Here is a 23,219-nt window from a genome sequence, read left to right on the forward strand (position 1 = left end):
CTACTTCTCTTCCTGAAGTGCGATATATTCATCTTTTAATACATGGCCATTCTTATTTTCATTCACTTCTGTATAAACTTTCGTCGTCAATCCCCATAATTTGATAAAACCGACTGCAGCATTATGGTCAAACGCGTCCCCTTTTGAGTAGGTTGCAAGTTCTTCATTATAAAGACTATTATCAGAGTATCTTGCTACCACATTTATATTTCCTTTGTGAAGCTTAACCTTGATTTTCCCAGATACCACGCTTTGCGTCTGCTGCACAAATGCTTCGATCGCTGGCTTCAAAGGAGAATACCATAGACCATCATAAATCAATTGTGTCATTTGCTGATCAACGGTCGTCTTGAATTGAGTGATTTCGCGAGGCAGTGTGAGAAATTCAAGTTCTTTATGTGCTTGAATTAATATTAGCGCAGCTGGAGTTTCATAAACTTCACGCGATTTGATACCGACAAGACGATTTTCAATATGATCAATACGGCCGACTCCGTGTTTTCCACCGATATCATTTAATTTCTCAATCAACTGGACCAATCCCATTTCTTCTCCATCTAATGCGACAGGCTTTCCATTTTTAAATGAAATCTCTACATATTCCGCTTGATCAGGAGTCGCTTCAACCGGGTTCGTCCAATCAAATGCTCCTTCTGGCGCTTCCGTCCAAGGGTCCTCTAGCACCCCAGCCTCGCATGCTCTTCCCCAAATATTCGCATCAATTGAGTAAGGGTCCTCCACAGTAGCAGGCACAGAAATACCTTTCTCCATAGCATACTCAAGCTCCTCATCTCTCGTCATTCCCCAATCACGGACAGGTGCAATGACTTCAAGGTCCGGGTTCAGCGCTTTGATCGAAACCTCGAAACGGACTTGATCATTCCCCTTCCCAGTACAACCATGAGCTACTGCTACAGCTCCCTCATTTTCCGCAACTTCTACTAGTAACTTCGAAATCAGCGGACGAGATAGTGCAGATGAAAGTGGATACTTCCCTTCATATAAGCAATTAGATTGCAGCGCAGGCAATATGTATTCGTTTGCTAGAATTTCTTTAGCATCGACCATAATTGCCTTGATCGCTCCCACCTCTATCGCTTTATCTTTTACTTCTTCAAAATTCTTTTGCTCTCCAATATCCAAACCTACCGCAATTACATCATAACCATACTTCTCTTGAATCCATTTAATTGAAACAGAGGTGTCTAACCCACCTGAATATGCTAAAACGACTTTCTCTTTTGCCATAAAAAGAAACTCCCTTTCTCTTCTTTCGTGTTTTTATTCATTACATTGTATTATTATACAAAATACGTTATAAATCAAGGATTTTGGTGAATCCTTTACGAAATTTTAATAATTCTATATTTAAGATTCTTCTCTACTACCATTAATTGATCTTAGCCTTTGATCAGTTAAATACCAGATGAATTGAGTTAGCGATGAATTAGGTTCGGTTAAAAGCCATATACATTTAGTTGGCGGTGACAAAAGTTCAGTTAAACACCGTATACATTCAGTTAACGGAGGTTTAAGTTCAATTGAAAAAAATTAGGTTATCTTTTCAGCAGAACGGGTATGGATAAACCATCTTCTAAATTAAATTTTTATTTTTCCACGAATTTCTCGTAAGAATATATCATTCCACTCATACTTCAAATCTTGCCTGAACCCTTACTACTAAAGGAATCACGTTAACCCTACTGTTGTTAAGTAAAAATTTCCCACCTCTAAAATCTTTAGAAATACTGACAATGCGTTACCATTTTTTATGATTATCACTCTGAATAACACTAATCATGATTAAGCGTGCTCAATGCCTGATAATCGCGTTCTATCTGGTTTGATTAAAAGTATGCGCCCCCTTAATATATTAAATGGAGTGAAAAATTTTACTAAAAATATGAAGGGAGCAGTTAACATCAAAAGTCCATTGGCTACTAAAACTGTAGAACCTTTAGAAAACGTTACAATTGAAAAACCAACTGTTGAAGATGGTTCAGCTATGTGGGAATTAGTGAATAATTCTTCACTAGATCAAAATTCGGCTTATAAATACTTGATGATGTGCGAATATTTCGCAGAAACTTGTGTTGTTGCAAAAGAAGATGATAAAGTGGTTGGTTTCGTTACCGCTTTTATCCCCCCTGAAAGGCAAGATGTTGTTTTTGTCTGGCAGATTGGTGTCGATTCCTCACAACGAGGAAAAGGAGTTGCATCCAAACTTCTAGATGAATTGGTTAACAGAAAGGCTTGCCGAGATGTTCGCTTTTTAGAAGCGACCGTTACTCCTTCCAATCAAGCTTCCCAATCTTTATTTAAAAGATTTGCACGTGATAATGACACCGAGTGTAAAATATCAGAGTGCTTTTCTGAGGATTTATTCCCTAGTGATGAACATGAAGAAGAGTTGACGTTCAGAATAGGGCCTTTAGAAAAATAGCTTGAAATCAACACCCGTTATATGTATATGAACCAGAATACCCCACGGGGTAATTCGATAAATTATAAGGAGGAACATAACTTGAGTAAAACAGATTTGAATATTTTCGAAACGATGGAATCAGAGGTACGTAGTTATTGCCGTAACTTCCCGACTGTATTTACACAAGCAAAAGGACATAATATGTGGGACGAGGATGGGAAAGAGTATATCGACTTTTTCTCCGGAGCAGGAGCTCTGAACTATGGACATAATGATGAGAAGATGAAAGCAAAGTTAATCGAATACATTCAGAACGATGGTATTACTCATTCATTAGACAAGGCTACAACAGCCAAAGGAGACTTCATTAACGAATTCAATGATGTGATCTTAAAACCAAGAGGGTTGGACTATAAAATCATGTTCCCTGGACCAACTGGAACAAATACAGTAGAGAGTGCACTTAAGTTAGCACGAAAAGTCACTGGAAGAACGGACGTTATCAGTTTCACAAATGGTTTTCATGGCATGACGATTGGTTCACTATCAGTTACAGGTAACTCTTCTAAAAGAAAAGGTGCAGGAGTTCCTTTACAGCACGCTGTCACTATGCCATATGACAGCTTCGTCGGAGAAGATTTGACTACACTCGAATACCTAGAAGCATATTTAGAAAATAGCGGAAGTGGTGTAGCTATTCCTGCAGCTATGATCGTAGAAACCGTTCAAGGTGAGGGTGGTATTAATGTTGCTAGCTCTGAATGGATGAAAAAATTAGATGATATCTGTAAGCGTTGGGGCATCCTACTTATTATTGATGATGTCCAAGCGGGAATCGGACGCACAGGATCGTTCTTCAGCTTTGAAGAAGCAGGAATTCAGCCGGATATTGTTTGTCTATCTAAATCATTAAGCGGGTATGGGCTCCCATTTGCAATCACGCTATTCCGTCCGGAGCTAGATATCTGGTCTCCAGGTGAACATAACGGAACTTTCCGCGGTAACAACCATGCGTTCGTAACTGCGACTGCCGCTTTAGATTATTGGAAAGATGAAGCATTTGAAGAAGGCATCAAGGAAAGATCTGAAATGACTCATGAGTACCTTGAATACCTCGTTCAAGAATATCCTGAGCTTAAAGGCAAAGTTAAAGGCCGTGGCTTAATGGTGGGAATCTCGTGTGAAGAACCTGAATTAGCTTCTAAAGTTGCTGAAGAAGCATTCAATCGTGGCCTGATCATGGAAACAGCTGGTCCTAACGATGAAGTGTTCAAATTATTCCCTGCCATTAATATTGAAAAAGAAGCATTAAAGCAAGGATTAGAAATCATCGAAGAAAGCATTAAAGCAACGGTCAAAGCACCAGTAGCAAATTAATTTGTAGGAGGATTTAGCAATGAAAGTAGTATCATTAGAAGACGTAAAAAACTCAGAAAACAACGTAGAAGGTGGAAATTGGATCAGCAGAAGACTGATCTTGAAGAAAGATAACATGGGCTACTCTGTTCATGACACAATTATCAAGGCAGGTACTGAAACTCATATCTGGTACCAAAACCACTTAGAATCTGTATATTGCATCGAAGGCGAAGGAGAAGTCGTAACGTTAAAAGATAACAAAGTATGGCCTATAGAAAAGGATACTCTGTATGCTTTAGACGAAAACGATGAGCACTTACTTCGTGCAAAAACTGATATGCGTATGGTCTGTGTATTCAATCCAGCAGTCGCTGGCACTGAAGTACACGATGAGAACGGAGTTTATCCAGTAGCAGAAGATTAATCTCTAATAGGATCAGTATGATACCTACAGCGATCCTGTAGGTATCTTTTTATACTAAAGAGCATAACGTGTTGAAAATTTTACCATAAAACCCTTTTGTTTCTGACGTTAATATTTTGAAAATTCGGGAGGATTTAAGATTATATTGAAGCGATTGTAATTTATAATCAGCTTACTCGCTTAAATCACATGGAAGATTGAATAACCACTGATTTTCAGCTTATATCGAAATTTTAATTTTCTGAAAACCATGAGATAATTATTAAGTACCACATAAAATCTGGAAGGGGACTAAATAAGAGTGAAAAAATTACTATTATTACTTACTACATTACTTACTATTGGATTTTTAGTTGCTTGTGGAACAAGCGACGACAGTAGTGGTGACGGTAACGGTGATGGAGAAGGCGAAGGCGAAACTTACACCGTTGCTACTGATGCAAACTTCCAACCATTCGAATACAAAAATCCAGATACGGGTGAGATGGAAGGGTTCGACATTGAATTAATTAGAGCAATTGCTGACGAAGTCGGTTTCAATGTTGAATTTGAAACGATGGAATTTGACGGATTGATTGCGGGTATGGAGTCAGGACGCTATCCGATGGCAGTAGCCGGAATATCAATCACAGAGGACCGTAAAGAGTCCATTGATTTCTCGGATCCATACTATGATTCTGGTCTCGTTTTAATGGTGCCAGAAGAAAATACGGATATTAAATCAATTGATGATGTAGCAGGGAAAATGATTGGTACAAAACAAGGTTCTACAAGTCAACAATATTTAGTCAACAACACTGACGCAGAGGTTGAGGCTTTCCCTAACATATTGAACGCTTACAATGACGTTCAAGCAGGGCGTTTAGATGGTGCATTATATGACCTACCTAACGTTCAGTACTTCATTAAAGAAAATGCTGAAGGTGAACTAAAAACAGTCGGTGAAGTTTTCGAAGGTCAGCCATATGGTATTGCTTTTGAAAAAGGTTCTGATCTAGTTGAACCTGTTAACGAAGCGCTTGCAACTTTGAAAGAAGACGGAACATACGATGAAATTTATGAAAAATGGTTTGGTACTGCGCCTCCAGAATAAACACATATTACTCAACGAGATTATTCAAGCGTAACAAGTAAATTGCTTGTTACGCTTTTTTTCACTTTTTAAGATAAGGAGAGGTTTTTAGGATGATTGAAGCGATAATGGAATCACACTATATAAAAAGTCTTCCATATCTTCTTGAAGGAATTATGTGGACTTTAGGAATCACTATCTTTGGTCTTATTCTCGGATTCATCGTAGGAGCCATTGCTGGTTTAGGAAGAATCTCGAAAAGCAGTATTATTCGAGGCATTGCCACTGTTTATGTTGAAGTAGTCCGAGGAACGCCGATACTTGTACAAGTATTGTTCATCTACTACGGTCTCACAGAGGATCTCATCGGTTTCAACATTGATAAGTTAACCGCTGCTATTATTGCTATTACAATCAATGCTGGTGCATACATAGCTGAGATTGTGAGAGGTGCTGTCGACTCAATTGATAAAGGGCAGCATGAAGCAGGGAGAACTGTCGGTTTAACCGAAAGACAAACGATGCGCTATATTGTGTGGCCTCAAGCATTTAAACGAATGATTCCACCTTTAGGAAACCAGTTCATTATCAGCTTGAAGGACACCTCTCTATTCTCGGTTATTGCTGTAGGAGAAGTCCTCTATATGGCTAAACAATACTATAATCAAAACTTTTCACAGACTGAAACATTGTTGATGGTTTGTTTATTATATTTACTGATCACCATTCCGACGAGCGTATATTTACGTAGATTAGAAAGGAAGTTGGATGTCTAATATGATTACGGTTAAAGATTTGCATAAATCATTTGGAGACAATGAAGTATTAAAAGGAATCGACGCAAAAGTAGATGAGCAAGAAGTGGTTTGTGTTATCGGACCATCTGGATCAGGTAAGAGTACATTTCTTCGTTGCTTGAACCTTTTAGAGGAAGTGACATCAGGTGAAGTGATGATTGATGGTGACGTTTTGACTGATCCTTCAGTTGATATCAATGAAGTTCGTTCAAGAGTGGGTATGGTGTTCCAGCACTTTAACCTATTCCCGCACATGACTGTCTTAGAAAATATCACAATCGGACCGAAAAAGGTAAAAGGAATCAATAAAGAAGAAGCTGAAAAAAATGCGTTACCATTATTAGAAAGAGTCGGATTGTCTGATAAAGCAGATCAGTATCCAGAAAGCTTGTCTGGTGGTCAGAAGCAACGTGTAGCGATTGCAAGAGCCTTAGCTATGAACCCTACCGTTATGCTTTTTGACGAACCAACATCTGCCTTAGATCCTGAGCTAGTCGGAGACGTGCTAGAAGTTATGAAAGGCTTAGCACGCGAAGGTATGACTATGGTTGTTGTAACTCACGAAATGGGCTTTGCTCGTGAAGTAGGCGACCGTGTATTGTTTATGGATGAAGGGGTCATTATGGAAGAAGGAGATCCGAACCAAATCTTCGAAAACCCACAAAATCCAAGAACTCAATCATTTTTAAGCAAAATTCTATAAACAGTAGACTACAATTTAAGAGAGGCAACCTCTACAGATATGTAGTGGGTTGCCTTTTTTTGTAGAACACTTCAATATCATTTACTTATAAAAATACGTCTCTTTCCTTTTGGATAAGTCCTGCAAACCTTGAGCAAACAAATGAAACGTAAAAATAGTGAAAGTCATAGCAAATGCTGACCAAAATGGAATCCAGATCGGTCCCCTTAAATCACTTATTGAATTCATCAACATCACCGGCCAAGTAATCGATTCGTTCCTGATTTCAAACTGTCCAATCTCTGCTTGAACGAGCCCTTGTGAGATGAAGATTCCGATAAACCCCAACTGTCCAAGAAGAAACATGACTTTACCTAAATCTGTAACCATATGAACCACTAGATTCCTAAACATAAACGGTAAATAGTAGCGCTTTAACAACCTCCATTCACTAACACCTACGGCAATACCACTAATCATATGTTCTCTGGAAGAAAGCTCATCAAATTCATCCTTTAACATATCGCCTACTCTTCCAACTTCAACAGATGCAATAATCAAGATTAAGATAAAAGGTCTATTTTCTGTAAGAAGTACAGGGGGGAGCATCGCTAATAGGACTACCATGATGACCGTGGGCACATAGGAAAGAAAACGATTGAAGACCTTTAATATCGCGTGCGCACCAAATATTTTTTTATGGGCTAAGTAAGAAAGTGAAAAAGCCATTACATATCTCATCAGGGTGATAAGACACACAATAAATAAAGTTTCTTTTGCACCAATGACTAGAAGGCTCAACAAATCCCTGCCATCTTGGTCTGACCCTATTATATGCTCATTGGATGGAGCATACGGAGGAACCGAAATCTTCTCTTCTGTTTTCTTAAAAGGGGTTTCTGTCAGCTCGGAATCGACTAAAGGAAGATATTTTCCAAAAAACGCGATAAAGAGAAGGAATGCCAGCATCAAAGTTCCCAAAGTGAATAATTGATTCCTTTTTATAAAGAGTAAACTCTTTTTCATTGCCGCTTCACTTCCCTAGGAAGCAACAAAAATCTTGCTGCTTGTAAGCCAGACATAACGCAGAACATTAACAATAAAAATGGAATCACTAGTGCCAATGCTCTGATCGGTTCATTATTCAAAACACTCTCCAATAACTGATAACCTGCCCCATTATAATTCGAAAGCAATTCGATAATAGGCAAACTAGACAAAATATAGAGCATGACGAACTGTGATTGATGAACAATCGAAAGCCCACAATTCTTAAGCATATGCCTTAGGACCATAAATAACGTCAGCCCCTTTGAAAAATCCGTACGAACATGCTCCTGGATTGATTCGTTTTCCATTGCAACCGAAGTAACCTTCACCATATGTAATAGAGGGAATATCATGAGTGAGATCAAAGGAATAATGAAGCTATACCACTCATCATTTCCGAACAGGCTGAAGTGTGGTAGCCCCGCACGGATCATTTTGATCAACAGATATTGAATAGCTATGAATAGGAAAAAGTCAGGAATGGAGCCGATCACCCATGTAAAAAAAGACATAACTTTTCCACGCTTGTGCTCTCGGTAATAAAACTGCACAACTCCAATCATTGGGCCCAGAAGCATAACAAGGAAAAAAGTAGGAATGATAATCTTTAAACTCCTCACCAAATACCTATGTACTTCATTGACAATTGGCGTTCCAGCCAACGTCGTGCCAAACCCCATCTCTGTCTGGAAATGAGAAATGATACCAGCTATATTATCTAAATAAATTTCTAAAGTAAACGGGTGATCAGCTTCAAATTGTAAAGGGCCTGAAAGCGAAACTTCCATCTCTCTTGGCAATAAAAGAATCAGAATAAACCCTATCAGCACTAGTACAAACACCAATAAATTTCTACATAAAGTCCATAACATAACGATTCCCCACAAGACCCAATTTATCTAGCTTGTACTATATATATTTTCCTATTGAAGACCTTAGAAGGAATTTCATTATATAACCACAATCAGTTGTGAGTGTACGATCCATGACACAATGAGAAAATCCTACTGTGACAAGATTTGTTGTTTGAAATGATGATGAATGTATTAAACTGAAATAAAGAAGAATTAGTTTAGGGGTGTCAATGAGATGGATGATTTATCAGTTGCCTTAAAATGGTTAGCACAAGCTTCTATTATATTAGGGGGAGTACTATCGATATATTGGTTTCAATATACAGATGAAGGAAAAAATTTTTGGAGTACCAAAATTAAAAACTTAAATATGGAAAAATTGAATGAAAATGAACAAGAAGTAAGTCCTTCCAAATTACGTGGCATTATTACGGTTATTAAGAATGGCTCCTTGTTATTAAAAGTGTGGCTCTTTTTATATAGTATCTTTTTTGCGTCTATGATTATCATGGCTTTAATCGCAGTAACAACATAAATAACTCCGGAAAATAAAACACGGGAGTTGAAGCTGAGCTTCTTCTCCCGTGTGATTTTTAGTCAGTATTATAACTCAATCAGATAAGAACATTTTCAGAAACTTTTTTCCAATCTTCATATGTCTTTATGGTCGGTGTACCTGTTGCTTCCCATGGTAAGTACTTCATGGCATGAGAAGTGTTGAATAAAACGACTTCATCATCCTCTTTAATCCAACCTTGCTCCACCAGACGAGTGAACCCTGCCCACGTGGCTGCACCTTCAGGCGACGAGGATATTCCCTGAGCACCATTGGTCTTTTGAGCTTGCTCAATTTCTTCCTTAGATACCGTTACTGCAGTACCGTTTGTTTCGCGCAAAATAGAAACAATCAGATCTCCATCAGGTGGATTAGGTACGCGCATACCGGTAGGCTTAGAAATAACATTTTCTGTTTGGGAGTTGAAGTCACTATCATTTTCCATAGCCGAAACAATAGGATCACACCCTAATTCTTGTACACTCACCATACGAGGTAGGTCTCCCTCAATGAAACCAAGCTGCTTCAGTTGCTGAAAAGCATTCCAAATACCTATGACACCTGAACCTCCGCCTGTCGGATAAACGATGACATCAGGAAGATTCCAATTAAACTGTTCAGCAAGTTCAAGTCCCATCGTCTTCTTACCTTCTGCACGACCAGGCTCTTTCAAGGTACCGACGTTGTACCATCCCTGCTCTTGTTTTCCGTCCTCGATGATTTTACCAGCGTCATGTATAAGCCCGTTCACTAAAAAAGTAGAAGCCCCGTATTGGACACATTCATCCACTATAAGGCCAGGGCAGTCCTTGGGCACAAACACATGAGATTCCATCCCTGCATAGCTAGCATAAGCAGCTAATGCCGAAGCAGCATTCCCGTTTGAGTTTACAGCTACTTTGGAAACCCCATATTCATTCGCAATCGATATCGCAGAAGAAAAGCCACGGGATTTAAAGCTCCCCGTTGGATTCTGCTCTTCCCTTTTGATCCACAGTTTCTTAACTGGATATTTCTCCTCTGCTTGATTCATTCGGACAAGAGGCGTCCATCCTTCTCCTAAAGATACAATATTCTTTTCGTTTTCTACTGGTAAGAGTTCAGAGTATCTCCACATAGACGTGCTTCGATTCTTCAATCTTTCCTTTGTAAGAGTTTTGCTTACACGTTCTAAATCGTACTCTACTAGTAGTGTTCCACCACAATCACATTTGCTTTCCTTTAAATTGAAAGGGCTCTCTTTTCCACACTTGTTGCATACAAACCAAAAATGCATGTTCAGATTCTCCTTAGTCATTTGATTAAAAGTTTAGTTGATTGTTAGAATATTTTTGAATAATACTATTATAACATGTATGAAATCTAAGGGAATCATCATCAGAATTTGTCATTTTCTCCCGATTATATAAAAACACTCATCATCAATTATTAATGACCATCTGGCCAAGAGGCCCGTCTTTATCAATGATATCCTGCAGATCATAAACCGAGATAGGGAACATCGGAAAACCGAATACATAAGCAGTAATTTCATAAAGCTGATAATAGATTACTAGAGCTTTGTCAGCGATATAAAAGTCTTGATCAGGACTTATTCTAGTAAAGCCGTTTACGAGAGAAATGTCTCGTTCTTCTATTTGCAACTGTACGAGTTCTGAAATTCTTTCTACATAATCACTTCCCGGCATAAACAAATCCCCTAACGAATAAAGCTTTCCATCATCTAAACCGAATGTTAAAGACTTGATGTAAGTCGTTCCATGCGCTGCGTGATAATGATACGTATAGTTGGATAGTGATAAACTTAGGACCTCCCGCTGGTTGTTCTTAATTTCATACTGTCCGACCATGTCAACTACTGGAGTTGGCATGCCACCTTCTTGCAGCTCAATAAGCCCCCAGTTCTCATTCGTAATCACCTGATTAATAGATCTTTCCACTTCTTTATTCTGCATCCCTAGCACTTGTGGGTAAAGAACCGTTTGATTCGGTCCCTTGCTGATACTCACTGTCGCAATATGAACAGGTAACGAAAAAGCCATGCTGTCCATTCCCCCTCTTCAAATAACTCATCATATACTTATTCATATTTTCATCCTTATGAATTATTACGAGGAACAGGAGAATGACGCACACAGCTAGTACCTAAATGTCACTACTCTAGGCATCCGTGCATAAACTTAATCATACGACTGTCTTATAGGAAGTGATTATTTGAGCAGATTAGAACCAGAGAAACTTTCAGTGGAATTCAGAGAAGGCGTTACTAAAAGAGAACCGATTATGCCAAGAAGGTATACCCTCACCCACTCCGATATTACAGCGGAGCTTTTTTTGACGATTGGATCGACGTATGCCTTTGATCAAATCAATCCAATGCGAGATGAAGTGCTAGGAGAATGGATTTTAAATGGAGAAAACTATATTTACATGGCGTACGTATATGTAGATGGTGGAGGACCTTATAACCCTGCTACTGCCACTATACGAAACCAAGTATTCAGACGAGAATTGCCCCTTGCCTTAGAGGCAATAAGATATGGGGATAGGCAATTTTTTAACGTACATCCGAAGCTGGATAATGCCCCGCTCATCATATCCTTCATGTCCTCAGATCCACAGTTTAATAAAAGGGAAAATTGGGGGACTTTTTCAGACTATACAATAAGAATATCTTCTTCAAAAAAAACTGATTGCATAAGCCTTGCGGAGGTTGAATTGAAAACTGAGATGCGTAGCTTATGGGAGGAACATGTTGCCTGGACACGGATGACGATCATCAGTTTAACATTCGATTTACCAGACGTGGACGAAGTGATCACACGCCTTCTTCAAAACGCAGAAGACATGGGAGATGCCCTCAGACCACTATATGGCGATCAGATTGGAGATAGATTCGCTGAATTGATCAAGGAACACCTGTTGATAGCTGCTGACCTGGTCAATGCAGCCATTGCTGGTGATGCGGAAGCAGCTACTGAAGCAGAGAGAAAATGGTATGCAAACGCTGATGAAATCTCCCTCTTTATGAGTAAAATCAACCCATATTTATCTGAAGAAGAATTTAGGAATATGTTCTACACCCATTTAGATTTAACGAAATCAGAAGCAGTTGCCATGATTAACATGGAATACGAGAAAGATATCCAGATTTACGATGAAATCGAGGAACAAGCATTGGGTATGTCTGATGCAATCACGGATGCAATCGTTAAACAGTTTCCACAAACTTTCAGGATGTAGGTTGTTTTAAAGGTTGGGGTAGAGCCCATTACTAGTATGGCTACCCCAGACTTTCTATCAATAGATAAACCCCCGTCATCCCCAAGATGATATACGTAAAAATCCTGAAGATATGTTGATCGATCCAACTGAATAATAGCTGTCCTAAATACAACCCTAGCAGTACTAAAGGTAGTGCAAGTCCACCGGAAACCCATACCGTTTGGCTAGTTCCAGCAAAAATTACTTGGATGAGCAGACTCATCAAATAGATAAACAAATAGAAAGCAAGAGTTGTCCCTCTAATTTTTTCTTTTTGAGTATCTGCTCCTGAAAAATACAACAAGATCGGCGGCCCTGGCATACCTATACTGCTTGTAAAAGAACCAGAGAGCCCGCCCACAATCAAATCTCTGCGCTGACTTTCTTTTATTCGAAACCTCAACATCAACAATATAGTTAAGATTAAAATGACAAGACCTACTCCTAGCTTCAATTGATTGATATTAACCGTCAGAAAAATGACGATCCCAACTGGAAGACCTACCGCACTCCCCATGATGAAACGTTTCATCATGCCGAAATCGATATCTTTTTTGATTTTCGCAATCAAAGCAATTGAGATGACCAAAGACAATACTAAATTTATTTGAATCGCTTCACGAGCTTCAAAGATCAATAATAAAAACGGAGTGGCTACGATAGAAAAGCCAAACCCCGTACTTGTTTGAAGAATAGAAGCTATTAATATAATAATTACGAATATAAATATTTCCATGAGTCACCCACTTAAAAAATCTATTAAGCCTAAAAAACGGACACCGATTAACACCGGCATCCATTTTTATTCTTTATGAACTCTTATCTATATTATCTCATATCCAATATTGTAAATAAACAGGACCGTGCCTAGTGGGAATGGTCGGGACAAACTTGACCGTTTAGGTCACACCTTTCATTCTCGCAGCTTTTCTCCTCTTTATTTTCGCTGAAATATAGTAGACAGCGGCGAGGATGATCAATCCAGTAATAACGTACTGCATGCCCTGGAATGCCCCATAGGCTTCTCCAACGACCCCGAGGCCACCTAGGTAAAGCATCAACAACGCTACAGGAAAGACTCCAATAAACGTAAAGATTCCATAGCGGAGCGGGGAAATTTTACAAACAGCAGCTACATAGACGATGTACCCCATACCGAGAATTCGGCCAGCAGCTATGGTCCATCCACGATACTTTTCCATGAACTTCACCATACGTTGCTTTCGTTTGGATTGAACCCGCTTCTCCACTTGATGCTTGAATCTGATCGACAGCACATAAGGGATATAAGCGATCAAAGTATAAACCACCGAGGCTACAAAACTGACCCAAACCAGTTCCCAGCCCGAAGGATTAATCAAATAACCATATATTAAAAAGATGATGGCAGCAGGAAAAGGAACCGATAGAGCCTCGATTCCTATACCAAGCACCAGACCAGTCATTCCTAGCTCCCTTAAAATATCAAATATAACTTCCAACATGCGGAAGACTCCTCTCATAATTACACTTGTCTTTTCTATTTACCCCTAACTACATCTAAAATAACAGTCATTTTTTCACAAAAAAAAAGAGAAGGAACCTCTCCCTCTCTTCTAACTCTTTAACTCTATAGTGGTGATTGGTCAAAACCGTCCCGATCGGAAAATGGAATAGATTAACCAGGCGAACATTAACATCGCAATCACAAAACCAATTTCAATGGCTGGAATATTCCATAGCATGGAGGTTTGTCTTCCCATTGCTGAGCCTATAATCAAGCCGACCATAATTAAACTGAAAGATAATAGCACGATACTGAATGATAACCTATTACTTACCTCATCAAGTTTAGAAAAGAATCGATCAGCCTTTGGGATGGAAATTTCAATCGGAATCTTGCGTTGCTTAGCCATTTTACTAAGCTCACTGACCACTTCTGGCAAATCTTCCACTATATCGCCGTAGTCACCGACTTGTTCAAAGACCTTCTCGGCAATCCGTTTAGGATTATACTTCTCTCTAATCAATGCACGGCCAAATGGTTCAGCCGCTTCAACCATATTGAATTCAGGATCCAGTTGATCGATGACCCCTTCTAATGTCAGAAAAGTCTTCCCAACCATTGTAAGGTCAGTTGGAATGGCGATTTGATGCTTCTGAGCAATGGAGAATATATCGGTAATCGATTGCCCTAAACTCATTTCATTACTAGGAATGTTATAATACTTGATTAAGAACTGATCGATATCCCCTCTTAATTCATGCTCATCAATATCTTCTGGAACGACCCCCATTTTCTTGACCGCTTTAATCATGTCGTCAGCATCCTGTTTATCCATCGCCATGACTAATGATGCGAGCTGGGTTTTCATCTTTGGAGATAGACGTCCCACTAGCCCAACATCAATCAATGCAATGCCATCGTCCTCTGTCGCCAAAATATTTCCAAGATGAGGGTCTGCGTGGAAATAACCATCCTTGAATATTTGGTAAAAGATGGCGTTGACCACTTGTTCAGCAACTTGATTCAAACCGAAATTATTTTCCTTCAAGGCCTCTGTATCATCTAACTTAAAACCTTCTATAAATTGCATCGTCAAGACTTTCTCAGTTGTGTAATCCCAGTAGATCTTAGGAATGTGAACCGTATCATCCTCTTCAAATTGCTTTGTCATCAAGTCAGCATTACGACCTTCCTTCTCGTAATCCAACTCATCTTTAATCGCTTTAGAGAATTCACCAACGATATCTACCACTTGATAATCGGCAGCCCACTGCATCCGTCTCTCGGCTCGTACCGCTAGTTCATGGAGTATTTCTAAGTCTGTATGTATCTGCTTCTGGATGTTCGGACGCTGGACTTTGATCGCGACGTGTTCCCCTGACTTGAGCACCCCTTGATGCACTTGTCCAATTGAAGCCACACCAATTGGTGAAGGATCCAACTCTTCAAACACTTCATCTACCGGCCATCCCAATTCCTCTTCAATGATCGCCTTCGCATCTTCAAAAGGAAAAGGCTCGATTTCATCTTGTAAATAAGACAACTCCTCAATAATGTCATCTGGAATGACATCTGGACGAGTGCTTGCCATTTGACCAACCTTAATAAAGGTGGGACCCAGCTCTTCTAAAAAGGAACGGATTTTTACACCTGTAGATTTCGATTGATTATGTTGATCCTGCCTGACATAAACACGGCGTGGTAATGAAAATACTTGATCTAGCCCTAGATCTTTCACAATAGACCCAAGCCCATTACGGGAAAAAGCAGTTGCAATCTCACGATAACGGCCCATGTGCTTCATTCTTTGTCTAAAAATAACCATCTCCCTCCTTCTCTACAATCTGTGGAATCTATTCTTCATTTCTGATTCTATTTTCTAACTCTCGAACTCTTTGTTCTAACGCGTCATAGTCGTCCTTTGTTGGAACTTCCAATTCCTCTAAACGTCTCTTTAACTGATCCTGCACTTTTTGATCTAACTGTTTTTGGCTCTTTTCACCTTTTGTCTGTAGGTCTTGGAGAACACTATTAGACTCTTCTCTGGTCATCTGTCCTTTTTCCATCAGCTCGTCAATAACTTTATCAATCTGTTCTTTACTTGCTGAAGCTAACCCAAGTCCTATGGATAAGCCTTTATTGAATGAATCCTTCATGATGAGGAGACCTCCTTTTCACGATTATTGCTTTAGTTTTACTTTACCCTGAATGAAATTTTTAAAAACAAATATTTAGTTCTATCTCTAGCATTCAGAAAGAGTTTTGTTCATAATGGAACTAGGTGGGTTCACACCCCTTCGTGTGTTAATAAAAACACACTACTGGGAAAACTCTAGGTAGATGATATTTAATTATTTAAAATAAAGGAGTGGAAAATATGAACCAACAACAATTTGACAAAATCAAAAACGGAGAAGGATTTATCGCCGCGCTAGACCAAAGTGGTGGAAGTACTCCAAAAGCTTTAGCTGCATATGGCGTACCAGAGGATTCTTATTCCGGAGAAGATGAAATGTTTAAGCTTGTCCATGACATGAGAACAAGAATCATCACGTCCCCTGCTTTCAGTTCAGACAAAATTCTTGGTGCGATCCTATTTGAACAAACGATGGATCGTCAAATCGAAGGTAAATACACTGGAGATTATCTTTCAGAAATCGGAGTCGTTCCATTTCTAAAGGTCGACAAAGGACTTGCAGATAAAGAGAATGGCGTCCAGTTGATGAAACCAATCCATGATTTAGATGACACATTGCGCCGTGCAAACGAGCGTCATATCTTTGGAACGAAAATGCGTTCTGTTGTCCATGAACCGAACGAAGAAGGAATCAAAGCCGTTGTCGATCAGCAATTCGAGATCGGTAAACGCATTATCGAAGCTGGCTTAGTTCCAATCATTGAACCTGAAGTGGACATCGATAGTTCAGACAAAGTAAAATGTGAAGACATGCTGAAAGAGGAAATCTTGAAGCATTTGAATGAGCTTTCAGAAGATCAAAACGTTATGTTGAAATTGACGATTCCAACGAAAGCGAACTTGTATAAAGAATTGATCGACCACCCACGTGTAGTACGCGTAGTCGCTCTTTCTGGTGGTTATTCACGCGATGAAGCAAACGAGAAGTTGAAAGAGAACGACGGATTAATCGCAAGCTTCTCTCGTGCCTTAGCATCTGACTTAAATGCGAAGCAATCAGATGACGAATTCAACGATAAGCTACAAAGCGCTGTCGATTCGATTCACGATGCTTCTGTTAACAAAAAATAAACAATGAACTTGTAAAGCCTGGCTTCCGTTGAATGAATGCCAGGCTTTTTTAATCTCACTATTATTCAACGAACGCCCTTAGTAGTTGAAGTAACTATGTTTTTTCTTTAAAAGCAATAACTATGAACACAATACCGATTACTATAAATATTGAAAGTGTTATCAAAAAACGAAATCTCTGGATTAGTCGGCCATGAACCCGTATTTGTTTGAGCTAGCCAATATACATAGGAACTCAACCTTTCAATTGAATAAATCAGACCACTTGCCAAAATGAATATCGACCCTAAAATTAAATATGTATTTTTATTCATACGATCCCCCCCCTTTAGTTAAAGAATATTAAACCGACTGAACTTCCTCTAAGAAGAATAAATTGATTCCCAAATAATTTACTCGATCTTTTCCGCCAACTCTAAAATAATTCCTTCAGGTCCACGAACGTAGCATAATTTATAAGTGTCTTCATAGTTTTGTATCTCACCAATAAGTTCGGTGCCCTTCTTTTTCATTTTGGCAACAATGGATTCTATATCTTCAACAGCAAATGCAATATGCCGGAGACCCAAAGTATTTGCAAAAGATTGCTGAATACCTTTTTCATCTACCGGCTTATGGAATTTGACCAGCTCCAAAGTTGCTTGGCCACCCGGTGCCCCTAACATGACAACCGTCTCTTTAACGTCATTAAGTCCAATTATTCGTTCTACCCACTCACCTTCCACTTCTCCTTCTCCTAACATTTCCAGCCCAAAATCGAGAAAAAATTCTTTAGCAGCAGAGAGATCATTTACAATTACACCTACATGGTCTATCCTATGAACCTTCATAACTACTCCTCCCTAATCCTGATATTTTGGAACACCTAATTCGTAAAAAATATAAAATATCTATATGCTTCGTCACCAAAAAATTAGCATACTATGATTTCACTTGTTATTGATTTCTTTTAATAAAGAAATTACTTTTTCGTTTTGTTCTATAATCGTATTGTTTTGCTTTCTAATTGCCGTAAAATCGAATAAAAAAACTAGTAAAATAACTATTATAAAGATGGTAAGCACGTCAATTCCCTCCTAAAACAAATAGTACACATTCCCCAATAACTCTTATTTAAGGGGCCACAATATAACTCACTTTTTTTATGTAGGAACCGTTATTGTTTCCTCAGTCTTTTTAGCAAAATTATATAAATCACCGTCATCAAACCCTGTTGCAAATATAACTCCTTTTGAGAATCTAGACGAGTGCTCTAGCAAATAAGTGTTTGTATACGTAATGGTTGATGAAATCGTTAGGAATAATCCTAAATAAAAATTTTCATTTAACAAATTATACAATTCACTATATAGGGAGATATCAGGGTATCTTCCTTCAGGAAAATAATCGTTGTTGGCTGCCCAATGATCATCGTTTATTTCCCATTCGGTCGAACCTGTGATATAAAGTTGAATGTAGTCTTCACTTTCAAAAAGACCTATATTAAAGGCAAGAATCGCTTTCGGTACTTTCTCCTTTTCTAACAACCTGTTAAGCCAATCCTCAAATGGTTTGTAGCTATCAGCTAGCTGGTTTCTAAAGTGACCTAAATCAACGGATTCATCTATACTTTTTACATACTTATCAATAATAGCGAATCCAGTATCTAAGGTCGGGACTTCTTCGATTAACGATTGTATTAGCCTATCTATTTTTTCTATATTTGACATATTATCATACCTACTTTCACTATTATGTTTCCCACATGATTAATAAAGAGTTAGCTTACTATTATGATGCTTAGTAATTTATAAATTTACTTATTAGATTTAAACCAACAGCTCCAGTTATAATCGTCGTTGTAATTAAAGTTATGATAAAAGCAAGTGTTCCTGTTTGATAGATACCTGTTGCCACAGTATATAGCCACCCGAGTTCAATAATTAAGACTACAACCCATAAAATGTATAAGCCAATCAATTTATCTTTATTCAATCGTTATCGCCCCTTTAAATAAATGATGAACGATCAAACCCATTAGTTATAAAACAAATTGCTATTGAACATTTATTTTTACTGCATAGTGAACAGTCCCTTGTTCCCAATTAGCAATGATTTCATACAATATATTACCTCGTTCACCTACTTTAAATGAAGTTCCTTCAACGTCAAGTTCTCTTTCCTTTTCACTAGTATTCCAATTGTTCACTTTTATTTCTTGAGGATGTCTACCAAAACTAAAATAATTACAGTATTACTATCAAAGTTTATTCACCTACTAACATTTAACCTTCCTCAACATCAACAGTTACTTCAGCGAATAATTCCTCATCAAAATGTACTTTAAGTTTCCATAACCCACTTGATGGGAACTTCATACCAGATGGCGTATGGGAATCAGCACCATTGTTTGGAGAAAGACTAATACCTGGATACTCCCATACTGTTTCATCGAGTCCTGATAGTAAAACAGGGTGTTCCTCTCCCTCTTCATTTACACCTACAACCTTGAAATCACCAGTAATATCATCATCTGCACCCCCAAAATGCCACATATACTTATTGCCCCTATTTGCTATTATTGGGCGCGCTACCGCTTCACCTTTTTCTCCTGAACCTACCAAAAATCCGGCTTTTTCTTCTTCCCCAATTAAGAGATATTCACCTTCAGTACCATCATTAAAGGTTACAGGGATATGAAAAGTTGGACTAACTTCCCAAATTTTGCTTTCTTCTTGTTCCTTACAAGCAACCAATACTGCTAAAAGGATTATTAGAACCAAGATAAAGATTTTGCCTTTCATACACATGCCCCCCTTTAATTTAAGTCGCCCAATAGTTAATCTATCTCATTTAGTTAATTAAATATTAACATAATATTCCAAAAATTTATAAAATATTTAAAGACGATCCATTAATGACCGCCTTTCTAAATTAATTAGAGGTATATGAACCACTTGAAGTATTGATTTCCCCTAGCTCAATTCTATTTCCATCAGGGTCTTTAAAAACCGAAATAGCTCCCCAATCAAATTCCAAGTTTTTATGCATAAAAAGAACACCGTTTTTCTCTAACCTTTTCACTTCTGTATCTAAGGACTCTACATCAAAACGTAGTACGGTTGGATTCTGCTCTCTTTGTTTTTCTTGAACCGAACCAACTCCACCTTTTTCTACCATTAAATAACCATTAGGTAGATCAAAAGCAACTAACGATTCTTTAATATTTCTTATGGATAATTTCAAAACATCTCTATAAAATTTGATGCATTTTTCGTATTCTTCCACAAATAATATCAATCCAAATTCTCTAAAATTCACAAAATCACTCCATGTTTTAATATCTTTTTAAAGGTTAGTCTGATTCTTGAAATATTTTTTTCCACATCACTTGCCTACATATGTTTTTAATAATTTATTACTTAAGCAATAAGGATGATATTTTTACGAAAACCCTTCTTGTATCCGTTTAATTGAACTTTTCCCACTAATAGTTTTGTATTAAATAATAACTCTTCTATCATTCTGTCTTTATGAAATTTGTAGTAATAATATCATCTAGCCTTTCTCGCCTCTCCATCATTAACTCAGCATGCATACAAGTTTTATCGTTAATCCCGTTATTAAGTAATAAGGCAACCATTCCCCTAGTGAACCATAAAGTAATATTTTCTCTAAGCACGGACCAATTAAAATCTTGAAAGTTTGATATATAACCGTTCTTAAAACACGTTAAGTATGTTGCTATGTGATTGTCATTTTGGTTCCAATCCAATGAGGATGTAATCACAGCACTTATATCAAAATGGTTGTTCCCTCTTCTTACTTCACCAAAATCAATTATATAGATATCTTTTTGACTAAAAATCAGGTTCCAGATTCCTAAATCCCCATGAATAAAGCAGTTGTTATCATGATTGATGTTAGAACATTGATCTACCTTAAAAGTTAACTGGTCTTTAAAGTTTATTGTGGAGACTTCATCAATTTTGTTAAGTTCGTTCCAAATTTTGTTTAGATTAAATCGGTCTTGTTGCTCATGTACACCATTAACTTTATGTACTGATGAATGGAACAGAGATATGGTTTGTCCTAATTGATAAAAGTTTATTTCTTTTGGTTTTTGACTATGCTCGATATATATTTGTAGGTTATATACACTATCGTTGATTGTTATAAAAGGTTCTTTATTGTTGCTCAACAAAATCTTAGGGGATACATTCCGCTTGTTTAATTCTTCTGAAATATGATATTCGGTAATCGCTTGCTCCCTGTCTTTCACTTTTCTTAATATGTATTTTTGATCTAATGTGATGACTGTTAAAGCTTCTGAAGTATTACCTTCAGTTATATTTTGAACACCAATAACTGGCTTTATAGCATAATCCTTAGAAAGCCTTGTTAATTCACGCAAATTCAATCTTATCCCACCTAATAAAACTAACTAGTTTAACATATCCAACGCTATATCTGAGAGCCTATGTCTAATGACCAATTGTACTTTTCTCGCTTTTTCGTTTATGTCTTTTAAATCCTTTGCTTGTATTTTCCAAGGTAATTTTGTTTCTTTTTCTAAATTAATAACTTCTTCCTCAATTAATAACTTGTGATTTTCATATATCTTAGTAGCAAATAACTCATCTTTAAATTCACCTGGTAGTCTATAATTTAATTCGTTAAACCATTCTTGAAATTCATTTTCACCATACTTGCTAACCCTTTTTTCTAACGGAGTGATAATTTCTTCAACAAAATCTCTGTTAAAACCCATTTCATACATGGCTGTTTCGATTTTCTCTAATGAGAAATTTATGAATGAATTTCTATCCTTGAAGCCAAGAATTTTCTTAATCATTTTTCTCCTCCTAAAACAATCTTTTTCTTTTCTACTCTTTAGAAAGTGGATCAAGGATAAGAGTTGAAGTCTTACTGGTGTTCAAAAAACAAACTATCTCTCACCATATTTACTTGCTCAATCATATGACCAATGTTCCCTTCACCAGCGTACAGCGACATATCAAAAAAGTCCTTATTCAGTTCTGACCAATACAAAACGTTTTCATCTCCTGATACCCTTACATCTCGCTTTAATCTACCAACATAAACTTCAACATAACAATTTTGTTGATAATATTTAAAGTCCATTAAGTGATGGAGGTTAATATCCTCTTGAGAGATACATGTTTCTTCGTATAGTTCCCTGTATGCTGAGTCAATGCCAGCTTCACCAATTTCGATTTTGCCTCCTACTAAATTACTTAATCCTTTATAAGGATTCTTTAATCGTTTACACATAAGCAATTGGTTCATATCTTTGTTATAAATCATTAAAACATTATACCCTTGCATGAAAAACCTCCTAATAAATATATAAATAGGCCTTTAATTTTTTGATCGTTTCCGCAAAATCTTCTCCATCTTTTTTCCTTTAGCTAACTCATCGATCAGCTTATCCAAATAACGAATTTCCCGCATGGTTGGTTCTTCGATTTCCTCAACTCGAACACCACAAATGACTCCTTTTATTTGGTCACGTGAAGAATTCATTTGGGGAGCTTCCGCAAAGAAAGTCTCAAAGTCAGTCTGTTTTTCCAGTTGCTCTTCCAACCCTTCCTGGCTATAACCAGTCAACCAATGGATGATTTCATCGACTTCTTCTTTGGCACGGTCTTTTCTCTCCGCCTTTTTAACATAATGGGGATAGACACTTGCGAAACTCATCGTATAAATCTTAGGTTTAGTCATGGAAAATCCTCCTTATGGAAAAATTATCTGTATATCATCTACTTCTTCTACATTCACTGAAAAATACCTGTATTATTTAATGAACTCTTTCACAGAATCGGGTAATAACTGATACCCTACTCCTTCGTATTTAATATCTAATAAGGCAGCCACCACGAAAATGACACTAATAACCGGCACCCATAATCTTCTCTTCTTCATCACCAACATCCTTTCATATCATCTCATCTTTTCCCAAAATATAAGAAAAAGGAAGTA

The 23,219-nt window shown here is 37.7% G+C and carries 30 protein-coding genes; 9 read left to right on the forward strand and 21 right to left on the reverse strand.

Annotation, left to right across the window (positions count from 1 at the left end):
* On the reverse strand, positions 1–1,248 hold the full coding sequence (locus CEY16_RS11405; RefSeq protein ID WP_101332161.1) for an argininosuccinate synthase: 1,248 nt from the start codon (positions 1,246–1,248) through the stop codon (positions 1–3).
* Between the two features lie 655 nt (positions 1,249–1,903).
* Here CEY16_RS11405 and ectA point away from each other — a divergent pair.
* The 6 genes from ectA to CEY16_RS11435 all read left to right on the forward strand — a co-directional run bounded on the left by ectA (position 1,904) and on the right by CEY16_RS11435 (position 6,780).
* A complete protein-coding gene (gene ectA / locus CEY16_RS11410; RefSeq protein WP_101332162.1) occupies positions 1,904–2,443 on the forward strand; it encodes a diaminobutyrate acetyltransferase in 540 nt (179 codons plus the stop codon).
* 81 nt (positions 2,444–2,524) lie between these two features.
* On the forward strand, positions 2,525–3,802 hold the full coding sequence (gene ectB, locus CEY16_RS11415; RefSeq protein WP_101332163.1) for a diaminobutyrate--2-oxoglutarate transaminase: 1,278 nt from the start codon (positions 2,525–2,527) through the stop codon (positions 3,800–3,802).
* Positions 3,803–3,821: 19 nt separating this feature from the next.
* Complete coding sequence (locus CEY16_RS11420; protein ID WP_101332164.1) at positions 3,822–4,208, forward strand: ectoine synthase; 387 nt, start codon at positions 3,822–3,824, stop codon at positions 4,206–4,208.
* Positions 4,209–4,509: 301 nt separating this feature from the next.
* Complete coding sequence (locus CEY16_RS11425; RefSeq protein ID WP_101332165.1) at positions 4,510–5,301, forward strand: transporter substrate-binding domain-containing protein; 792 nt, start codon at positions 4,510–4,512, stop codon at positions 5,299–5,301.
* A gap of 92 nt (positions 5,302–5,393) precedes the next feature.
* Positions 5,394–6,056 carry an amino acid ABC transporter permease gene (locus CEY16_RS11430; protein ID WP_101332166.1) on the forward strand — a complete coding sequence of 221 codons (663 nt, stop codon included), beginning with the start codon at positions 5,394–5,396 and terminating at the stop codon, positions 6,054–6,056.
* 1 nt (position 6,057) lies between these two features.
* Positions 6,058–6,780: an amino acid ABC transporter ATP-binding protein gene (locus CEY16_RS11435; protein WP_101332372.1), complete on the forward strand. Its 723-nt coding sequence runs from the start codon at positions 6,058–6,060 to the stop codon at positions 6,778–6,780.
* Between the two features lie 81 nt (positions 6,781–6,861).
* On the opposite strand, the gene CEY16_RS11440 is transcribed toward CEY16_RS11435, so the two are convergent.
* Together CEY16_RS11440 and CEY16_RS11445 are read right to left on the reverse strand one after the other, a co-directional pair.
* On the reverse strand, positions 6,862–7,785 hold the full coding sequence (locus CEY16_RS11440) for a peptide ABC transporter permease (RefSeq protein WP_101332167.1): 924 nt from the start codon (positions 7,783–7,785) through the stop codon (positions 6,862–6,864).
* A complete protein-coding gene (locus tag CEY16_RS11445) occupies positions 7,782–8,681 on the reverse strand; it encodes an ABC transporter permease subunit (protein ID WP_101332168.1) in 900 nt (299 codons plus the stop codon). Before CEY16_RS11445 ends, CEY16_RS11440 begins: the two co-directional genes overlap by 4 nt.
* Positions 8,682–8,898: 217 nt before the next feature.
* Between CEY16_RS11445 and CEY16_RS11450 the strand changes: the two genes are divergently transcribed.
* On the forward strand, positions 8,899–9,198 hold the full coding sequence (locus CEY16_RS11450; RefSeq protein WP_101332169.1) for a hypothetical protein: 300 nt from the start codon (positions 8,899–8,901) through the stop codon (positions 9,196–9,198).
* 79 nt (positions 9,199–9,277) lie between these two features.
* Here CEY16_RS11450 and CEY16_RS11455 read toward each other — a convergent pair whose 3' ends face one another.
* Both CEY16_RS11455 and CEY16_RS11460 read right to left on the reverse strand, forming a co-directional pair.
* Complete coding sequence (locus tag CEY16_RS11455; protein WP_101332170.1) at positions 9,278–10,495, reverse strand: threonine synthase; 1,218 nt, start codon at positions 10,493–10,495, stop codon at positions 9,278–9,280.
* A 145-nt stretch (positions 10,496–10,640) separates the two neighbouring features.
* Entirely contained in the window at positions 10,641–11,261 is a 621-nt protein-coding gene (locus tag CEY16_RS11460) for a DUF3298 and DUF4163 domain-containing protein (RefSeq protein WP_101332171.1), read from the reverse strand.
* A gap of 172 nt (positions 11,262–11,433) precedes the next feature.
* Here CEY16_RS11460 and CEY16_RS11465 point away from each other — a divergent pair, with 172 nt between their 5' ends.
* The gene (locus CEY16_RS11465) at positions 11,434–12,462 is read left to right on the forward strand and encodes a staygreen family protein (RefSeq protein WP_101332172.1); all 1,029 of its coding nucleotides are present in this window, start codon (positions 11,434–11,436) and stop codon (positions 12,460–12,462) included.
* A gap of 40 nt (positions 12,463–12,502) precedes the next feature.
* On the opposite strand, the gene CEY16_RS11470 is transcribed toward CEY16_RS11465, so the two are convergent.
* The 4 genes from CEY16_RS11470 to CEY16_RS11485 all read right to left on the reverse strand — a co-directional run bounded on the left by CEY16_RS11470 (position 12,503) and on the right by CEY16_RS11485 (position 16,125).
* Positions 12,503–13,219 (reverse strand): sulfite exporter TauE/SafE family protein, encoded by a 717-nt coding sequence (locus CEY16_RS11470; protein ID WP_101332173.1) that lies wholly within the window; start codon positions 13,217–13,219, stop codon positions 12,503–12,505.
* A 163-nt stretch (positions 13,220–13,382) separates the two neighbouring features.
* Entirely contained in the window at positions 13,383–13,967 is a 585-nt protein-coding gene (locus tag CEY16_RS11475; protein ID WP_101332174.1) for a DedA family protein, read from the reverse strand.
* Positions 13,968–14,108: 141 nt separating this feature from the next.
* Positions 14,109–15,794 (reverse strand): ABC1 kinase family protein, encoded by a 1,686-nt coding sequence (locus CEY16_RS11480; protein ID WP_238378838.1) that lies wholly within the window; start codon positions 15,792–15,794, stop codon positions 14,109–14,111.
* 28 nt (positions 15,795–15,822) lie between these two features.
* Entirely contained in the window at positions 15,823–16,125 is a 303-nt protein-coding gene (locus CEY16_RS11485) for a phasin family protein (protein ID WP_101332175.1), read from the reverse strand.
* 221 nt (positions 16,126–16,346) lie between these two features.
* Between CEY16_RS11485 and CEY16_RS11490 the strand changes: the two genes are divergently transcribed.
* Entirely contained in the window at positions 16,347–17,237 is an 891-nt protein-coding gene (locus CEY16_RS11490; RefSeq protein ID WP_101332176.1) for a fructose bisphosphate aldolase, read from the forward strand.
* A 107-nt stretch (positions 17,238–17,344) separates the two neighbouring features.
* Here CEY16_RS11490 and CEY16_RS15050 read toward each other — a convergent pair whose 3' ends face one another.
* The 12 genes from CEY16_RS15050 to CEY16_RS15525 form a co-directional block, all read right to left on the reverse strand.
* Complete coding sequence (locus CEY16_RS15050; protein WP_143484620.1) at positions 17,345–17,551, reverse strand: hypothetical protein; 207 nt, start codon at positions 17,549–17,551, stop codon at positions 17,345–17,347.
* Between the two features lie 78 nt (positions 17,552–17,629).
* Complete coding sequence (locus tag CEY16_RS11495) at positions 17,630–18,067, reverse strand: VOC family protein (protein WP_101332177.1); 438 nt, start codon at positions 18,065–18,067, stop codon at positions 17,630–17,632.
* Positions 18,068–18,379: 312 nt separating this feature from the next.
* Positions 18,380–18,946 (reverse strand): hypothetical protein, encoded by a 567-nt coding sequence (locus tag CEY16_RS11500; RefSeq protein WP_101332178.1) that lies wholly within the window; start codon positions 18,944–18,946, stop codon positions 18,380–18,382.
* A 70-nt stretch (positions 18,947–19,016) separates the two neighbouring features.
* A complete protein-coding gene (locus CEY16_RS11505) occupies positions 19,017–19,211 on the reverse strand; it encodes a hypothetical protein (protein WP_101332179.1) in 195 nt (64 codons plus the stop codon).
* 61 nt (positions 19,212–19,272) lie between these two features.
* On the reverse strand, positions 19,273–19,425 hold the full coding sequence (locus tag CEY16_RS15255) for a hypothetical protein (protein ID WP_162297929.1): 153 nt from the start codon (positions 19,423–19,425) through the stop codon (positions 19,273–19,275).
* A 76-nt stretch (positions 19,426–19,501) separates the two neighbouring features.
* Positions 19,502–20,020, reverse strand: a complete 519-nt coding sequence (locus CEY16_RS11510) for a DUF4871 domain-containing protein (RefSeq protein ID WP_101332180.1) — start codon at positions 20,018–20,020, stop codon at positions 19,502–19,504.
* Between the two features lie 130 nt (positions 20,021–20,150).
* Positions 20,151–20,537, reverse strand: a complete 387-nt coding sequence (locus CEY16_RS11515; protein ID WP_101332181.1) for a VOC family protein — start codon at positions 20,535–20,537, stop codon at positions 20,151–20,153.
* 199 nt (positions 20,538–20,736) lie between these two features.
* Positions 20,737–21,636 (reverse strand): phosphotransferase, encoded by a 900-nt coding sequence (locus CEY16_RS11520; RefSeq protein WP_162297930.1) that lies wholly within the window; start codon positions 21,634–21,636, stop codon positions 20,737–20,739.
* 24 nt (positions 21,637–21,660) lie between these two features.
* Complete coding sequence (locus CEY16_RS11525; RefSeq protein WP_101332183.1) at positions 21,661–22,071, reverse strand: hypothetical protein; 411 nt, start codon at positions 22,069–22,071, stop codon at positions 21,661–21,663.
* Positions 22,072–22,142: 71 nt separating this feature from the next.
* Positions 22,143–22,565: an NUDIX hydrolase gene (locus tag CEY16_RS11530; protein WP_101332184.1), complete on the reverse strand. Its 423-nt coding sequence runs from the start codon at positions 22,563–22,565 to the stop codon at positions 22,143–22,145.
* 33 nt (positions 22,566–22,598) lie between these two features.
* Positions 22,599–22,961, reverse strand: coding sequence for a DUF2200 domain-containing protein (locus CEY16_RS11535; protein ID WP_101332185.1), 363 nt, complete (start codon positions 22,959–22,961; stop codon positions 22,599–22,601).
* Positions 22,962–23,033: 72 nt separating this feature from the next.
* A complete protein-coding gene (locus tag CEY16_RS15525; RefSeq protein ID WP_274379941.1) occupies positions 23,034–23,162 on the reverse strand; it encodes a hypothetical protein in 129 nt (42 codons plus the stop codon).
* Positions 23,163–23,219 lie beyond the last annotated feature (57 nt).

Source organism: Halalkalibacillus sediminis (assembly GCF_002844535.1).
Lineage (GTDB): Bacteria > Bacillota > Bacilli > Bacillales > Alkalibacillaceae > Halalkalibacillus_A > Halalkalibacillus_A sediminis.

Excerpts from the sequence above, each read along its gene's own strand:
- CEY16_RS11475 (WP_101332174.1), bottom strand. The coding sequence starts at position 13,967 with ATGTTGGAAGTTATATTTGATATTTTAAGGGAGCTAGGAATGACTGGT.
- CEY16_RS11450 (WP_101332169.1), top strand. The coding sequence starts at position 8,899 with ATGGATGATTTATCAGTTGCCTTAAAATGGTTAGCACAAGCTTCTATT.
- CEY16_RS11430 (WP_101332166.1), top strand. The coding sequence starts at position 5,394 with ATGATTGAAGCGATAATGGAATCACACTATATAAAAAGTCTTCCATAT.
- CEY16_RS11470 (WP_101332173.1), bottom strand. The coding sequence starts at position 13,219 with ATGGAAATATTTATATTCGTAATTATTATATTAATAGCTTCTATTCTT.
- CEY16_RS11460 (WP_101332171.1), bottom strand. The coding sequence starts at position 11,261 with ATGGCTTTTTCGTTACCTGTTCATATTGCGACAGTGAGTATCAGCAAG.
- CEY16_RS15525 (WP_274379941.1), bottom strand. The coding sequence starts at position 23,162 with ATGAAGAAGAGAAGATTATGGGTGCCGGTTATTAGTGTCATTTTCGTG.
- CEY16_RS11420 (WP_101332164.1), top strand. The coding sequence starts at position 3,822 with ATGAAAGTAGTATCATTAGAAGACGTAAAAAACTCAGAAAACAACGTA.
- CEY16_RS11435 (WP_101332372.1), top strand. The coding sequence starts at position 6,058 with ATGATTACGGTTAAAGATTTGCATAAATCATTTGGAGACAATGAAGTA.
- CEY16_RS11490 (WP_101332176.1), top strand. The coding sequence starts at position 16,347 with ATGAACCAACAACAATTTGACAAAATCAAAAACGGAGAAGGATTTATC.
- CEY16_RS11445 (WP_101332168.1), bottom strand. The coding sequence starts at position 8,681 with ATGTTATGGACTTTATGTAGAAATTTATTGGTGTTTGTACTAGTGCTG.
- CEY16_RS11480 (WP_238378838.1), bottom strand. The coding sequence starts at position 15,794 with ATGGTTATTTTTAGACAAAGAATGAAGCACATGGGCCGTTATCGTGAG.
- CEY16_RS11485 (WP_101332175.1), bottom strand. The coding sequence starts at position 16,125 with ATGAAGGATTCATTCAATAAAGGCTTATCCATAGGACTTGGGTTAGCT.
- CEY16_RS11405 (WP_101332161.1), bottom strand. The coding sequence starts at position 1,248 with ATGGCAAAAGAGAAAGTCGTTTTAGCATATTCAGGTGGGTTAGACACC.
- CEY16_RS11530 (WP_101332184.1), bottom strand. The coding sequence starts at position 22,565 with ATGCAAGGGTATAATGTTTTAATGATTTATAACAAAGATATGAACCAA.
- CEY16_RS11500 (WP_101332178.1), bottom strand. The coding sequence starts at position 18,946 with ATGTCAAATATAGAAAAAATAGATAGGCTAATACAATCGTTAATCGAA.
- CEY16_RS11495 (WP_101332177.1), bottom strand. The coding sequence starts at position 18,067 with ATGAAGGTTCATAGGATAGACCATGTAGGTGTAATTGTAAATGATCTC.
- CEY16_RS11510 (WP_101332180.1), bottom strand. The coding sequence starts at position 20,020 with ATGAAAGGCAAAATCTTTATCTTGGTTCTAATAATCCTTTTAGCAGTA.
- CEY16_RS11455 (WP_101332170.1), bottom strand. The coding sequence starts at position 10,495 with ATGCATTTTTGGTTTGTATGCAACAAGTGTGGAAAAGAGAGCCCTTTC.
- CEY16_RS11535 (WP_101332185.1), bottom strand. The coding sequence starts at position 22,961 with ATGACTAAACCTAAGATTTATACGATGAGTTTCGCAAGTGTCTATCCC.
- CEY16_RS11440 (WP_101332167.1), bottom strand. The coding sequence starts at position 7,785 with ATGAAAAAGAGTTTACTCTTTATAAAAAGGAATCAATTATTCACTTTG.
- ectA (WP_101332162.1), top strand. The coding sequence starts at position 1,904 with ATGAAGGGAGCAGTTAACATCAAAAGTCCATTGGCTACTAAAACTGTA.
- CEY16_RS15050 (WP_143484620.1), bottom strand. The coding sequence starts at position 17,551 with ATGAATAAAAATACATATTTAATTTTAGGGTCGATATTCATTTTGGCA.
- CEY16_RS11525 (WP_101332183.1), bottom strand. The coding sequence starts at position 22,071 with ATGATTAAGAAAATTCTTGGCTTCAAGGATAGAAATTCATTCATAAAT.